Origin of the sequence: Variovorax endophyticus, assembly GCF_025376855.1 — a bacterium.
Classification (GTDB): domain Bacteria; phylum Pseudomonadota; class Gammaproteobacteria; order Burkholderiales; family Burkholderiaceae_C; genus Variovorax.
In genome coordinates, this window is sequence record NZ_JAHUTH010000013.1 from 91,132 (window position 1) to 105,442 (window position 14,311).

General features: G+C 72.4%; 13 protein-coding genes. 11 read left to right on the top strand and 2 right to left on the bottom strand.

Annotated elements, in window-relative coordinates:
• Positions 1 to 13: 13 nt before the first annotated feature.
• The gene (gene ruvB, locus KV106_RS18395; protein ID WP_057590785.1) at positions 14 to 1,078 is read right to left on the bottom strand and encodes a Holliday junction branch migration DNA helicase RuvB; all 1,065 of its coding nucleotides are present in this window, start codon (positions 1,076 to 1,078) and stop codon (positions 14 to 16) included.
• A 180-nt stretch (positions 1,079 to 1,258) separates the two neighbouring features.
• On the opposite strand from ruvB, the gene KV106_RS18400 reads away from it, so the two are divergent.
• From KV106_RS18400 to KV106_RS18430, 7 genes are read left to right on the top strand one after another with little or no spacing between them, the layout of a single operon-like run.
• A complete protein-coding gene (locus KV106_RS18400) occupies positions 1,259 to 1,903 on the top strand; it encodes a CDP-alcohol phosphatidyltransferase family protein (RefSeq protein WP_057590784.1) in 645 nt (214 codons plus the stop codon).
• Complete coding sequence (locus KV106_RS18405) at positions 1,900 to 3,705, top strand: bifunctional alpha/beta hydrolase/class I SAM-dependent methyltransferase (protein WP_261211549.1); 1,806 nt, start codon at positions 1,900 to 1,902, stop codon at positions 3,703 to 3,705. Before KV106_RS18400 ends, KV106_RS18405 begins: the two co-directional genes overlap by 4 nt.
• Positions 3,706 to 3,713: 8 nt before the next feature.
• Positions 3,714 to 5,078: a phosphatase PAP2/dual specificity phosphatase family protein gene (locus KV106_RS18410; protein ID WP_261211551.1), complete on the top strand. Its 1,365-nt coding sequence runs from the start codon at positions 3,714 to 3,716 to the stop codon at positions 5,076 to 5,078.
• Complete coding sequence (locus KV106_RS18415; protein ID WP_057590781.1) at positions 5,071 to 5,511, top strand: hypothetical protein; 441 nt, start codon at positions 5,071 to 5,073, stop codon at positions 5,509 to 5,511. Before KV106_RS18410 ends, KV106_RS18415 begins: the two co-directional genes overlap by 8 nt.
• A complete protein-coding gene (locus tag KV106_RS18420) occupies positions 5,508 to 6,221 on the top strand; it encodes a lysophospholipid acyltransferase family protein (RefSeq protein WP_261211552.1) in 714 nt (237 codons plus the stop codon). The genes KV106_RS18415 and KV106_RS18420 overlap by 4 nt, the downstream gene beginning before the upstream one ends.
• The gene (locus KV106_RS18425) at positions 6,218 to 7,174 is read left to right on the top strand and encodes a phosphatidate cytidylyltransferase (protein ID WP_057590780.1); all 957 of its coding nucleotides are present in this window, start codon (positions 6,218 to 6,220) and stop codon (positions 7,172 to 7,174) included. The genes KV106_RS18420 and KV106_RS18425 overlap by 4 nt, the downstream gene beginning before the upstream one ends.
• On the top strand, positions 7,171 to 7,797 hold the full coding sequence (locus tag KV106_RS18430) for a YdeI/OmpD-associated family protein (RefSeq protein ID WP_409976536.1): 627 nt from the start codon (positions 7,171 to 7,173) through the stop codon (positions 7,795 to 7,797). The genes KV106_RS18425 and KV106_RS18430 overlap by 4 nt, the downstream gene beginning before the upstream one ends.
• Position 7,798: 1 nt before the next feature.
• Here KV106_RS18430 and KV106_RS18435 read toward each other — a convergent pair whose 3' ends face one another.
• Positions 7,799 to 8,413, bottom strand: a complete 615-nt coding sequence (locus tag KV106_RS18435) for a Crp/Fnr family transcriptional regulator (RefSeq protein WP_261211554.1) — start codon at positions 8,411 to 8,413, stop codon at positions 7,799 to 7,801.
• 270 nt (positions 8,414 to 8,683) lie between these two features.
• Between KV106_RS18435 and KV106_RS18440 the strand changes: the two genes are divergently transcribed.
• The 4 genes from KV106_RS18440 to KV106_RS18455 are packed head-to-tail and all read left to right on the top strand — an operon-like array spanning position 8,684 to position 14,311.
• Complete coding sequence (locus tag KV106_RS18440; protein WP_261211555.1) at positions 8,684 to 9,748, top strand: porin; 1,065 nt, start codon at positions 8,684 to 8,686, stop codon at positions 9,746 to 9,748.
• A 20-nt stretch (positions 9,749 to 9,768) separates the two neighbouring features.
• Positions 9,769 to 11,904 (top strand): acetate--CoA ligase family protein, encoded by a 2,136-nt coding sequence (locus tag KV106_RS18445; RefSeq protein WP_261211556.1) that lies wholly within the window; start codon positions 9,769 to 9,771, stop codon positions 11,902 to 11,904.
• Positions 11,901 to 12,875, top strand: coding sequence for a Bug family tripartite tricarboxylate transporter substrate binding protein (locus tag KV106_RS18450; RefSeq protein WP_261211557.1), 975 nt, complete (start codon positions 11,901 to 11,903; stop codon positions 12,873 to 12,875). Before KV106_RS18445 ends, KV106_RS18450 begins: the two co-directional genes overlap by 4 nt.
• A 47-nt stretch (positions 12,876 to 12,922) precedes the next feature.
• On the top strand, positions 12,923 to 14,311 hold the full coding sequence (locus tag KV106_RS18455; RefSeq protein ID WP_261211559.1) for a DUF1254 domain-containing protein: 1,389 nt from the start codon (positions 12,923 to 12,925) through the stop codon (positions 14,309 to 14,311).

The window sequence follows — 14,311 nt, forward strand, 5'->3', positions numbered from 1 at the left end:
GCTGAAAAGTCTCTCAAGTTCCGAAAAGGTCCTGGCCCTCGGCGCGGCCCGAGGGCGGCGCCACGCCGAGGTGGCGGTAGGCGGCCAGGGTGGCGATGCGCCCGCGCGGCGTGCGCTGCAGGTAGCCCTGCTGGATCAGGTAGGGCTCGATCACGTCCTCGATGGTGTCGCGCTCCTCGCCGATGCTGGCCGCGACGTTGTCGAGTCCCACCGGGCCGCCGTCGAAGCGGTGCACCACGGCCTCGAGCAGCTTGCGGTCCATCAGGTCGAAGCCCTGCGGGTCGACGTCGAGCATGGCCAGCGCCTTGTGCGCGATCTCCTCGGTGATGCGGCCGTCGCCCTTGACCTCGGCATAGTCGCGCACGCGGCGCAGCAGCCGGTTGGCGATGCGCGGCGTGCCGCGCGAGCGGCGCGCGATCTCGAAGCCGCCGGCCTCGTCGGTCTCGACCTTGAGCAGGCCGGCGCTGCGGCGCACGATCAGGGCGAGCTCCTCGGGCGTGTAGAACTCCAGCCGCGCGACGATGCCGAAGCGGTCGCGCAGCGGATTGGTGAGCATGCCCGCGCGCGTGGTGGCGCCCACCAGCGTGAAGGGCTGCAGGTCGAGCTTGATGCTGCGCGCGGCCGGGCCCTCGCCGATCATGATGTCGATCTGGTAGTCCTCGAGCGCCGGGTAGAGAATTTCCTCGACGACCGGGCTCAGCCGGTGGATCTCGTCGATGAACAGCACGTCGTTGGGCTCGAGGTTGGTCAAGAGCGCCGCCAGGTCCTTGGGCTTCTCGAGAACCGGGCCCGAGGTCTGGCGCAGGTTCACGCCGAGCTCGGCCGCGACGATGTGCGACAGCGTGGTCTTGCCCAGGCCCGGCGGGCCGAACAGCAGCACGTGGTCGAGCGCCTCGCGGCGCTTGCGCGCGGCGCCGATGAAGATCTCGAGCTGCTCGCGCACCTTGGCCTGGCCGACGTACTCGTCGAGCAGCTTGGGGCGCAGGGCCCGCTCGATCGCCTCCTCGTTGGGCGAGGCGGGCGCGGCGGACACCACGCGTTGCGGGGCGGGGGCGAAGTCGTCGGTCTGGATGGTCATGGGCGCGGGGGGTGCGGCGAGTTTAGTGGCTGCCCCGCCGCCGCGGACGGCCCGCGGCCACGGCGCCACGAGGGCCTTTCGCGGGTTTCCGCGGGCTTTTGCAGGCGGGACCTGCGCCTACAGGAGCGCTCGCCTGCGCTGGCAGAATGCCCCGACCAGAATGAAGAGGGGATCACGACGGTGTCGATCTACGAACTGAAGCCGCGTTTCCAGGCCCTGCTTCGGCCGCTCGTGGTCGGCCTGCATGCACGGGGCGTCACCGCCAACCAGGTCACGCTGAGCGCCTGCGCGGTCTCGCTGGCCCTCGGGCTGTGGCTCTACCTGGCCGCGCCCTCGCTCGCGGCCTTCGGGCTGATCCCGGCCTGGATGTTCGTGCGCATGGCCTTCAATGCCATCGACGGCATGCTGGCGCGCGAGCACCACCAGCAAAGCCGGCTTGGCGCCTTCCTCAACGAACTCACCGACGTGGTCTCCGACGCCGCGCTGTACCTGCCCTTCGTGCTGGTGCAGCCCTTCAGCCCGTTCTGGGTCGGCACCGTGATCGTGCTGGCCGGGCTCAGCGAATTCGCCGGCGCGCTCGGCCCCACGGTCGGTGCCTCGCGCCGCTACGATGGGCCGCTCGGCAAGAGCGACCGTGCCTTCGTGTTCGGCGCGCTCGGCCTCTACGTGGCGCTCGGCGGCCCGCTGCCGGGCTGGACCGCCTGGCTGATGCCGCTGGTGGCGCTGCTCGTGGCCTGGACCGTGGTCAACCGCGTGCGCCGCGCGCTCGCCGAAGCCGAAGGCGCGACCGCCGCCACGCTAAAAGAAACAACAGGGATTCAATGAACGACAACACCACCGATTTCGACACCGGCGCCTCGCCGTCTTCCATCACCCGGCGACCGCTCGCGGAACGCCAGTTCCGCACCCACGACGGCGAGTCGCTGTTCTACCGCCACTGGCCGGCCACCGGCCCCGCGCGGCGCGGCGCCATCGTGCTGTTCCACCGCGGCCACGAGCACGGCGCGCGCATGGCGCACCTGGTCGACGAGCTCGACCTGCCCGACTTCGACTTCTTCGCCTGGGACGCGCGCGGCCACGGCCGCTCGCCGGGCCAGCGCGGCTACAGCCCCAGCTTCGGCACCTCGGTGCGCGACGTGCAGACCTTCGTGCAGCACATCGTCGGCGCGCACGGCGTGGCCGAGCACGACATCCACGTGATCGCGCAGAGCGTGGGCGCGGTGCTGGCCGCGACCTGGGCCCACGACTACGCGCCCAAGGTGCGCGGCCTCACGCTGGCCTCGCCGGCCTTCAAGGTCAAGCTCTACGTGCCCTTCGCGCGGCCGGGCCTGGCGCTGATGCACAAGCTGCGCGGCCTGTTCTTCGTCAACAGCTACGTCAAGGCCAGGTTCCTCACGCACGACCCCGCGCGCATCGCGAGCTACGAGAGCGACCCGCTGATCACGCGGCCGATCGCGGTCAACATCCTGCTGGGCCTGTACGAGGCGGCCGAGCGCGTGGTGGCCGACGCCAACGCGATCACGCTGCCGGTGCAGCTGCTGATCTCGGGCGCCGACTGGGTGGTGCACCACAAGCCGCAGCACCAGTTCTTCGAACGGCTGGGCAGCGCGGTCAAGACCAAGACGGTGCTGCCGGGCTTCTTCCACGACACGCTGGGCGAGAAGGACCGCGCACCCGCGGTGCAGGCCATCCGCGAATTCGTGCTGCGCCTGTTCGACGAGGCGCCCGCGCCGGTCGACCGCCGCGGCGCCCACCTCGAGGGCGAGACCGCCGAGGAATCGCGCGCGCTGGCCGCGCCGCTGCCCGCGCTGTCGCCGCGCGGCCTCTACTGGTCGCTCACGCGCGCCGGGCTGCGCTTCGGCGGCGGCCTGTCCGAGGGCGTGAAGCTGGGCCACGACACCGGCTTCGACTCGGGCAGCACGCTCGACTACGTCTACCGCAACGTCGCGCAGGGCAAGGGCGCCATGGGCCGCGCCATCGACCGCAACTACCTCGACGCCATCGGCTGGCGCGGCATCCGGCAGCGCAAGATCCATGTCGAGGAGCTGCTGCGCATCGCGATGGAGCGGCTGGCCGAGATGCACCGCGAGGTGCGGCTGATGGACATCGCCGCCGGCCATGGCCGCTACGTGCTCGACGCGGTGCTCGCGAGCCCGGTCAAGGCCAGCTCGATCCTGCTGCGCGACTACAGCGAGATCAACGTGCGCGACGGCCGCGCGCTGATCGCCGAGAAGGGGCTGGAGGACGTCGCCCAGTTCGTGCAGGCCGACGCCTTCGACCGCATGAGCCTCGCGAGCGTCACGCCGCGGCCCACGCTGGCGGTGGTGTCGGGGCTGTACGAGCTGTTCCCCGACAACGAGATGGTGCGGCGCTCGCTCGCGGGCGTGGGCGACGCGGTGGAGGACGGCGGCTACCTGGTCTACACCGGCCAGCCCTGGCATCCGCAGCTCGAGATGATCGCGCGCGCGCTCACCAGCCACCGCCAGGGCGAGGCCTGGGTGATGCGCCGCCGCACGCAGGTCGAGATGGACCAGCTGGTGGAGGAGGCGGGCTTCCGCAAGATCGACCAGCGCAGCGACGAGTGGGGCATCTTCACCGTCTCGCTGGCCCGGCGCACCGAGCACTGAGCGACGCCATGCGCGCCTGGTTCGCGGCCAGACCCTGGAAGCGCGCCGCCGGCTGGCTGGCGCTGCTGGGGCCGCTGTTCTACCTGACCTACGGCCTCGCCAACTGGTGGGCCACCACGCGCGCGCAGGTGCCCTCGATGGCCTTCGCCTGGGAACGCCAGGTGCCGTTCTGGCCCTGGACCATCTTTCCCTACTGGACCATCAACGTCTTCTACGCGCTGTCGCTGTTCCTCGCGCGCGACCGCCACACGCTCGACCGCCACGGCGCCCGGCTCGTCAGCGCTACGCTGATCGCCTGCTCCTGCTTCGTGCTCTGGCCGCTGCACTTCAGCTTCGGCCAGCCCGCGGTCGAGGGCGCGCCGGCCTTCCTGTTCGCGGCGCTGCGCGGCTTCGACCAGCCCTACAACCAGGCGCCCTCGCTGCACATCGCGCTGGCGGTGATCCTCTGGGACTGGTATCGGCAGTTCATCCGGCCGCGCTGGGCGCGCATCGTGCTGCACCTGTGGGCCTTCGCGATCTGCGCCTCGGTGCTGACCACCTGGCAGCACCATTTCATCGACATCCCGACCGGCGCGCTGCTGGGCCTCTTCTGCATCTGGCTGTGGCCGCTGCGGCGCACGGTCTCGATGCCGCGCGCCTGGCGGCTCGCGCGCGATCCGCAACGCTGGAAGCTCGCGGCGTTCTACGCGCTGGGCGCGCTGGCCTGCCTCGCGCTCGCGCTGTGGGGCGGCGGCTGGGCGCTGTGGCTGGCCTGGCCCGCGGCCTCGCTGGTGCTGGTGGCGCTCAACTACGCGGGCTTCGGCGCGCGCGGCTTCCAGATGGACAGCCAGGGCCGCACGGGCTGGGCCGCGCGCTGGCTGTTCGCGCCCTACCGGCTCGGCGCGGCGCTCAACGCGCGGCTGTGGACGCGCGGCCTGCCGCCCGCGGCCGAGGTGGTGCCCGGGCTCTGGCTCGGCCGCCTGCCCACGGCGGCCGAATGGCAGGCCGCAGGCCGGCCGCGGCTGGTGAGCCTCAGCGCCGAGTTGCAGGTGCCGCGCGATGCCACCGGCGCGCGCTGCGTGCCGCTGCTCGACCTCGTGGTGCCGCCCTCGCAGCGGCTGCGGCGCGCGGCCGCGGCGATCGAGGGCCAGCGGCGCGCCGCGCGTGGCGGCCCCGTCTGGGTCTGCTGCGCGCTCGGCTTCTCGCGCAGCGCGGCCGCGACCATCGCCTGGCTCGGCACGCATGGCGTGGCCAGTGCCGCCGACGGGCTGGCGACGGCCGAAGCCGCGGTGCGCCGCGCGCGGCCGCAGATCGTGCTGCGGCCGGCCTGGTTCGCCGCGCTCGCGCCGCTCGGCGCTCCCACCGTCACCACCGGAGCAGCGCCCCATGAATGACACCGACCGCGCCACCTGCGCCGCGCTCGCCGGCCTGCTGCGCGCGGCCGGCGTGCTGGCCCTCTGGGGTTTCGCGCTCAGCGCGATCGCGGCACTCGTGCTCGCGCTCACCTTGCGCTCGCTGCCCACCACGCCGAGCATGGCCTTCGGCGCCGTCGCCATCCTCGGCGTGCTCGAGCGCTACTTCGCGTTCCGGCTGCGACTCGATCAGGCACTGTTCGACGACCTCGCGCGCGGCACCATCGCCACGCTCGAGGCGCTCGACCAGGCGCTGGCGCGGCTCGGGCTGCGCGCCAATGACGCTTCTTCCGCCGCGCGGCCGCTGGCCGACCGCGCGCAGGGCACCCGCCAACTGCTGCAGCGCCACGCCATCGTGGTCGCCTGCCAGAGCGCGATGTTCCTGCTCGCCCTCATGACACAGGACCTCACTTGAACGACGCTCCCTCCCCCGAACCTTCGTCCGGCATCGTGCGCCGCGCGCTCGCCGTGGTCGCGGGCAAGCTGATCATCGGCGCCGCGGGCCTCCTGACTGGCGTGCGCGCCATCTGGTCGGGCACCAGCCCCAAGGCCGAGCAGACGCTTTACTTCGCCAACCACACCAGCCATGGCGACTTCGTGCTGCTGTGGGCCACGCTGCCCCCCGACCTGCGCGCGCTCACGCGGCCGGTGGCGGGGCTGGACTACTGGATGGCCTCGAAGCTGCGCCAGTTCATCGGCGCCGACGTGTTCAACGCGCTGATGATCCGGCGCGACGGCTCGGGCCAGGGCGACAACCCGGTCGAGCAGATGAAGGCCGCGCTCGAGGCCGGCGACTCGCTGATCATGTTCCCCGAGGGCACGCGCAACACCGGCGACGAGATCCTGCTGCCGCTCAAGAGCGGGCTGTTCCACCTCGCGCGCGCCTGCCCCAACGTGCGGCTGGTGCCGGTGTGGATCGAGAACCTCAAGCGCGTGCTGCCCAAGGGCACGCTGGTGCCGATCCCGCTGGCCTGCACGGTGCGCTTCGGCACGCCGATCGTGCTGGCCGAGGGCGAGGACAAGCCGAGCTTCCTGGCGCGTGCGCGCACCGCCATGCTCGACCTGCGGCCCGAGTACGACCGCCTCGACGAGACGCCGCAGCCGACCCCGGGGAGCGCCGCATGATCGAGCTCTCGCCCTTCGCGCAGACCACCCTGCAATTGTTCGGCGGCGTGCTCGGCGTGCTGCTGCTGGCCTCGGGCATCGGCGCCGTGCTCAAGTGGCGCGTGGCGCACGGCCAGCCGCATTCGGTGATCGACAACCTCAACGCGCGCGTCAATGCCTGGTGGGTGATGGTGGCGGCGATCGGGCTCGCTTTCGCCTTCGGCAAGGGCGGCGTGATCGTGCTGTTCTACCTGATCTCGTTCTACGCGCTGCGCGAGTTCATCAGCCTGGCCTACACCCGGCGCGGCGACCACCACGCGATCGCGGCCGCCTTCTACATCGGCCTGCCGGTGCAGTACTTCCTGGTCTGGATCGACTGGTACGGCCTCTATTCGATCTTCATCCCGGTCTATGCCTTCCTGGTGCTGCCGATCCTCGCGGCCGTGGGCGGCGACACGCGGCGCTTCCTCGAGCGCACCTCGAAGATCCAGTGGGGCCTGATGGTCTGCGTGTTCTGCATCAGCCACGTGCCGGCGCTGCTCACCCTGCAGATCCCGGGCTTCGAGGGCCGCAACCTGCTCTTGATCGCCTTCCTCGTGATCGTGGTGCAGGGCAGCGACGTGCTGCAGTACATCTGGGGCAAGCTGTTCGGCAAGCGCAAGGTGGCGCCCGAGCTCTCGCCCTCGAAGACCTGGGAGGGCCTGATCGGCGGCATCGCGAGCGCCACCGCGCTCGGCGCCGCGCTGTCGTGGGCCACGCCCTTCAACCCGTGGCAGGCCGCGCTGATGTCGCTGACCATCTGCCTGATGGGCTTCTTCGGCGGCCTCGTGATGTCGGCCATCAAGCGCGACCGCGGCGTGAAGGACTGGGGGTCGATGATCGAGGGCCACGGCGGCATGCTCGACCGGCTCGACTCGGTGATCTTCGCGGCGCCGATCTTCTTCCACGCGCTGCGCTACTGGTGGGTGCCGTGACGGCAGCAAAGAAAGCTCCGGCGAAGAAGGCGTCCACCGCGGCCGAGCGCATCGTCGACGACACGCCGGTCGAATGCGCCGACGCCGCCGCGCTCGCGCGCTGGTACGAGCGCCACCACGCGAGCCATGCCGGCGTCTGGCTGCGGCTCGCGAAGAAGGCCAGCGGCATCGCCTCGGTCGATACCGCGCAGGCGCTCGATCTCGCGCTGTGCCATGGCTGGATCGACGGCCAGCGCAAGAGCGAGAGCGACACGCATTTCCTGCAGCGCTACACGCCGCGCACGAAGCGCAGCACCTGGTCGCAGATCAACCGCGCCAAGGCGCTGCGGCTGATCGAGGAAGGCCGCATGCAGCCCGGCGGCCTGGCCGAGGTGGAACGCGCCAAGGCCGACGGCCGCTGGGAGGCCGCCTACGAGGCCTCGAGCGTGGCAACCGTGCCGCCCGACCTGCGGGCCGCGCTCGACGCCAACAGGAAGGCCGCGAAGTTCTTCGCCGCGCTCGATGCGCGCAACCGCTTCGCGGTGCTGTTCCGCACCCAGAGCGCGAAGAAGCCCGAGACCCGCGCGCGGCGCATCGCGCAGTTCGTCGAGATGCTCGCCAGGGGCGAGAAGATCCACCCCTGATTCAGGTCCCGGCCGCGATGCGCGCGAGCCGCTCGGCGTCGACGATACGGATGCGCTTGTAGCGCATGTCGATCGCGCCCTCCTCCACCAGCCGGCCCAGTTCCTTGTTGACGGTCTGGCGCGACAGCCCGAGCATGGCCGCGAGGTCGGTCTGCGACAGCCGCACCAGCGGCGGCGCGCCGTCCTCGCCCTGGCCGTTGTAGAAGTGGACCAGGTTCATCAGCGCCGCGGCCACCCGGCCGTGGATCGAGTTGAGCATCTGGTTCTGCAGCAGCACGATGCTCAGGCGCTGGCGCTGCAGGCCCAGCCGCGCCACGTCGCGCCACAGCAGCGGCTCGGCATCGAGCACCGCCAGCACCGCGTCGCTCGGCAGGTGCACGATCACCGAATCCTCGTGCGCGTGGTAGTCGTAGGCCAGCGGCACCTCGTCGAGCAGCCGCACCAGCGGCGCCACCTGGCCCGGGCCGAGCAGCGCGTTCACGTACTTGCGGCCGTTCGGGCTCATGCTGCTGATCTCGAGGCAGCCCGACACCACCACCAGCAGCTCGCGCCGATGGCGGTCGTGCGCGAGCACCTGCGTGCGGCGGCCGTAGCGCTCCAGGCGCGCCGACTTCATGAGCTCGGCGCGGCGCGCGTCGGGCCAGCGCGAGAACAGCTCGTTCCAGCGCAGCGCGCGCTCGAGCAGCGCGGCGTTCTCCTCGGCATCTCGTTCGGCGGTCTTGCGCGGTCGGGTCAGCGGGTTCTCCCTGCGGCGATGTTCGGGAATCTGTCAACGCATTGACAGATTCGGGGGGCGGTCGTTTCTATCGTAAGCACCGGACACCGACAAGCACACAAGCGGCAGCCGCCCTCGACGGGCGGCGAGCCTCACCGGAGACAAGACGACATGAAGAAGACAGCCGCCGCGGGCCTCGCGCTCGCGGCCTCCTCCTCGCTCGCGCTCGCCCAGGGCAGCGTGACGATCTTCGGCACCGCCGACCTCTACCTGGCCCACGCGAAGTCGGGCCCGAGCTCCTCGACGCGGCTCGAGGACGGCGGCCAGACCGCGTCGCGCCTCGGCTTTCGCGGCGCGGAGGACCTGGGCGGCGGCTTCGACGCCCACTTCACGCTCGAGGCCGGCTTCGCGCCCGACACCGGCAAGGGCACGCTGGCCGGTCCCGAGATCGCGTTCACGCGCCAGTCCTTCGTCGGCCTGTCGACGCCCTGGGGCCAGATCGACGCGGGCCGCATGTACACGCCGATGTTCTATACGCTGTTCAAGGCCGATCCCTATGGCGTGAACTCGGTGTTCTCGCCGATCAACCTGGTGGCCGCCACCGACGCGCAGCCCGGCCTGCTGCCCTTCGCGGCGCGCGCCAGCAACATGGTGCGCTACCGCACGCCGGCCATCGCCGATTTCTACGCCGACATCGCCTATGCGCCCGGCGAGGCCAGCGCCGCGAGCCACAGCAGCGGCACGCTCTACGGCGGCAGCCTCAGCTGGGGGCGCAAGCCCTACTACGTGGGCTATGCCTTCCAGCGCGCGCGCTCGGGCTCGGCCGCCGCGCCCGTGGCCGAGCCGAGCACCAGCACCTACCAGGCGCTGAGCGCGGCCTACGACTGGGAGGCGATCGGGCTGCAGCTCTACGCCAACTACGTGCGCAACAGCTCGAGCCTGCCCGGCGTGCCGAGCGCGAAGCTCGCGAGCCTCGGCCTCACCTACAACATCACGCCGGCCTCGAACCTGATGTTCGAGGCCATGCAGCGCAAGGTGGACGCGAGCGAGCGTTCGCAGCTGGCCTGGACCCTGGGCTACGACTACTACCTGAGCAAGCGCACCGTGCTCTACGCGCGCTGGCTGCGGCTGCTCAACCGGCATGGCGCCTCGGCCACGCTCGCCACGGTCGCGGTCGCGCCCGACAGCGGCAACGGCGTGCGCGTGCTCGCGACCGGCATCCGCCACAACTTCTGAAACCCCTCGTCGCCTCTTCCATGGATTTCTTCAGCTCCCAGACCGAATCCCTGTCGGCCCTGTTCGCGCCGCGTTCCATCGCGGTGGTCGGCGCCTCCTCCAACCCGCAGAAGATCGGCGGCATCCCGGTCGACTACCAGCGCCGCTTCGGCTTCGACGGCGCGCTCTACCCGGTCAACCCGAACGCCGAACGCATCCAGGAGCTGCGGGCCTGGCCCAGCCTGCGCGCCATCGGCGAGCCGGTGGATCTCGCGATCCTCTCGGTGCCGGCCGCGCTGGTCGATGCGGCGCTCGACGACGCGATCGAAGCGAAGGTCAAGGGCGTGGTGCTGTTCTCCTCGGGCTTCGCCGAGACCGGCGCCGAAGGCACGGCCGCGCAGGCGCGGCTCGGCGCCAAGGCCCGCGCGGCCGGCCTGCGGCTCATCGGGCCCAACTGCCTGGGCTTCATGAACATCGCGCACAAGGTCTACGCCACCTTCTCGCCCGCGCCCGGCGTGGGCCGCGTGGCGCCGGGGCGCATCGGGCTGGTGAGCCAGTCGGGCGCCTTCGGTGCCTATGCCTACGCGATGGCGCGCGAGCGCGGCGTCGGCCTGTCGCTGTGGGCCACCACCGGCAACGAGGCCGACCTGCAGTTCGCCGACTGCCTGGCCTGGCTCGCGCAGGACCCGGCCACCGACGTGATCATGGGCTACATGGAAGGCTGCCGCGACGGCCCCCGGCTGCGCGCCGCGCTGGCGCTCGCGCAGGCCGCGGGCAAGCCGGTGGTGATGGTCAAGGTCGGCCGCACCGCGCTGGGCGCGCAGGCGGCGGCCTCGCACACCGCGGCGCTCGCGGGCGACGACGCGGTGTACGACGCGGTGTTCCGCCGCTACGGCGTGCTGCGCGCGCGCAGCCTCGGCGAGTTCTTCGACCTGGCGCACAGCGCCGCCGTGGCCGGCCGGCCGCGCGACCGCTCGATCGGGCTGTTCACGCTGTCGGGCGGCGTGGGCGCGCTGATGGCCGACGACGCCTCGGCGCAGGGCCTCGACGTGCAGCCGCTCGGCGAGGCCGCGCAGGCCACGCTGCGCGAGTGGGTGCCGTTCGCGGCGCCGCGCAACCCGGTCGACATCACGGGCCAGGTGACCAACGACATGAGCCTGCTCGAGCGCAGCGCGCGCCTGATGCTCGACGACCGCGGCTTCGCCTCGTGGATGGGCTTCCTCGCGGCCGCGGGCGCGTCGGATGCGTTCTGGCCCACGCTGCGCGCGCTGGTGGCGTCGCTGCGCGCGGCCTATCCCGACACGCTGCTCGCGATCAGCACGCTGCTCTCGCCCGAACGCCGCGCCGAGCTCGAAGGCCTGCGCTGCCTGGTGTTCGCCGATCCGTCGGACGGCATCCGCACCATCGCCGCGCTCTCGGGATTGAAGACGGATGCGCCGCATGCCACCGACACGCGCCCGGCCGGCGATCCGATCGCGCTCGCGCCCGGCGCGATGGCCGAGCCCGCGGCGCTCGCGCTGCTCGCCGCGGCCGGCGTGCCGGTGGTCGCGCACCGCGTGGCGCGCAGCGCCGACGAGGCCGCGGCGGCGGCCGAGGCCTTCGGCGGTGCCGTGGCGCTGAAGATCGTGAGCGCCGACATCCCGCACAAGTCCGACGTCGGCGGCGTGGCGCTCGGCCTGCGCGGCGCGGCGCAGGCGCGCGCGGCCTTCGAGCGCACACGCGACCATGCGCTGAGCGCGCGGCCCGAGGCGCGGCTCGACGGTGCGCTGGTGGCGCGCATGGCGAGCGGCGGCGTCGAATGCATCGCGGGCGTGCACCGCGACCCGGTGTTCGGGCCGGTGCTGATGTTCGGCCTCGGCGGCATCCACGTCGAGACCCTGCGCGACGTGGCGCTGCGCGTGCTGCCGGTCACGCGCGAGGACACGCTGGCGATGGTGCGCGAGCTGCGCGCCTTCGCGATCCTCGACGGCGCGCGCGGCAAGGCGCCGGTCGACCTCGCATCGATCGCCGATGCGCTGTGCGCGCTCGCCGACTTCGCGCTGCGCGCCGGCGATTCGCTGGCGAGCGCCGAGATCAATCCGCTGATCGCGCGGCCGCAGGCCGAGGGCGGCTGCGTGGCGGTCGATGCGCTGATCGTGGGCCGCGACCCGTCGCCGGCGGAAGGAGGCATCGCATGACGCTTTCGAAACGACGCCTGCTGCTGTGCGCGCTCGCGGCCTTCGCGGCCGCCGGCGCCCGCGCCGAATTCCCGTCGAAGCCGCTGCGCATCGTCGTGCAGTACCAGGCCGGCGGCTCCTCCGACATCCTCGCGCGGCTGGTCGCCGAGGGCCTGTCGAAGCGGCTGGGCCAGCCCGTGGTGGTCGAGAACCGCAGCGGCGCGGGCGGGATCATCGGCACCGACTACGTCGCCAAGAGCGCGCCCGACGGCCACACGCTGCTGCTGACGGTGCCGGGCCCGGTCACGGCCAACATCGTGCTCTACGGCAAGCTGCCCTACGACCCGCGCACCGACCTGCGCATGGTCTCGGACATCGCCACCACGCGCACCGTGCTCGCGGTGCATCCCTCGGTGCCGGCCAAGGATGTCGCCGGCCTGATCGCGGTGCTGAAGGCCGCGCCCGGCAAGTACGCGATGGGCTCCTGGGGCCCGGGCACGCAACCGCACCAGATCCAGGTCTACATGGACCGCGCCTACGGCCTGCGCACGCTGCACGTGCCCTACAAGGGCGAGAGCCCGATGGCGATCGACCTGATCGGCGGCGTGATCCAGCTGACCGTGGGCTCGATCGCCACGCTGCAGCCCTACATCGCGGCCGGCAAGCTGCGCGCGCTCGCGGTCGCCGGGCCGCGCCGCGCCAAGGCGCTGCCCGAGGTGCCGACCTTCGCCGAGCAGGGCTTCGCCGACGAGGTCTACGCGCTGACCGGGCCGACCTCGCTGATGGCGCCCGCGAAGACGCCCGACGCGGTGGTCGAGCGGCTCGGGCGCGAGGTCGCCGCGGTGGTGCACCAGCCCGAGGTCGCGCGCCGCATCGAGGAACTCGGCGCCGAGCCCGTGGGCAACCTGCCAGCCGAGGCCAGCGCCGCCTACCGCGCCTTCCTGCCCGTGACGCTGCGGCTCACGCAGGCCACGGGCGTGAAGCTCGACTGATTTCTTTCCCCTTCCTTCATCGCCACCAGCCAAGAGGTTTCGTCCCCATGAATGCTCCCGCCTCCCAGGCCACCGTCGACGCCGCGCGCCAGGCGCTCGCGCGCTCGATCGGCCTCGCCGCCTTCGTCTACGGCTATCCGCTGACCGAGACCTATCGCACCTGCGCGCTGCAGACCGCGCCGCGCGCCGAACGCCGCATCGGCACCTCGGCCGGCTCGGACGTGCGCGCGCCGATCAACACGCTGCACCATGCGCCGCGCCCCTCGACCCACGAGGACCGCGACGTGGTGACGCCGGCCAACGACCTGCTCTACACCATCGCCTGGATCCACCTGGCCGACGGCCCGATGCTGCTGAGCGTGCCCGCGGCCGCGCGCCATCCGGGGCGCTATTTCGTGCTGCCGCTGTACGACGCCTACACCGAGAACTTCGAGAACCTCGGGCCGCGCAACTGCGATCCCGCGGGCGAGACCGTGGTGCTCGTGGGCCCGGGCGGCACGGTGCCCGAGGCGCTGGCCGCGCACCGCGTGGTGCGCTGCCCGACCGACCTGGTGTGGCTGATCGGCCGCATCCTGGTCGGCGACGAGGCCGACTGGCCCGCGGCGCGCGCGCTGCAGTCCGAGATCCGGCTCGCGCCCGCGCCCGGCACGGTGCCGCGCGGCCGCCCGGCGGCGATCGAACGCTGGGTCGGCGAACCGGTCGACGCCATGGCGGCCGCCTTCGAGAACGGCGAGCCGGCCGCGCAGGTCGCGCCGCGCTTCTTCGCCAACCTCTGCCAGGCGCTCGCCGAGGCGCCGGGCCGCGTCGAGGACCGCGCCCTGGTGGCCTGGTTCGGCCAAGCCGGGCTGCGGCCCGACGCGGGCTTCGCGTGGGACGCGCTCGACGCGCCGCTGCGCGAGGGCCTAGTCGAAGGTTTCGCCGAGGGCGTGCGCGCGGTCGGCGCGGTGGGCCGGCACCACCGGCCCAAGGCCTGGGCCATGACGCCCGCCACCGGCCGCTACGGCAACGAGTTCCTCGGCCGCGCGCGCACCGCCTACCTGGGCCTGGGCGCGCTGGCCACCAGCGAGGCCGTGTACGCCGCCTCGCACCACGACGCGAAGCTGGAGCCGCTCGACGGCCGGCGCCGCTACGCGATGCGCTTCGAGGCCGACGACATGCCGCCGGCCGACGCCTTCTGGTCGGTGACGCTCTACGACAGCGACCGCTTCCTCTATCCCAACGCGATCGGCCGCCATGCGATCGGCGACCGCACGCAGGGCCTCGCGCGCGGTGCCGATGGCAGCCTGGAACTGGTGCTGGGCCATGCGCGGCCCGCCGATGCCGCCAACTGGCTGCCCGCGCCCGCCGGCCGCTTCTACCTGATCCTGCGCATGTACCACCCGCGCGAAGGCGTGCGCGCCTGGCGCATCCCGGCCCTGCAGCCGCGGGAGGACTGA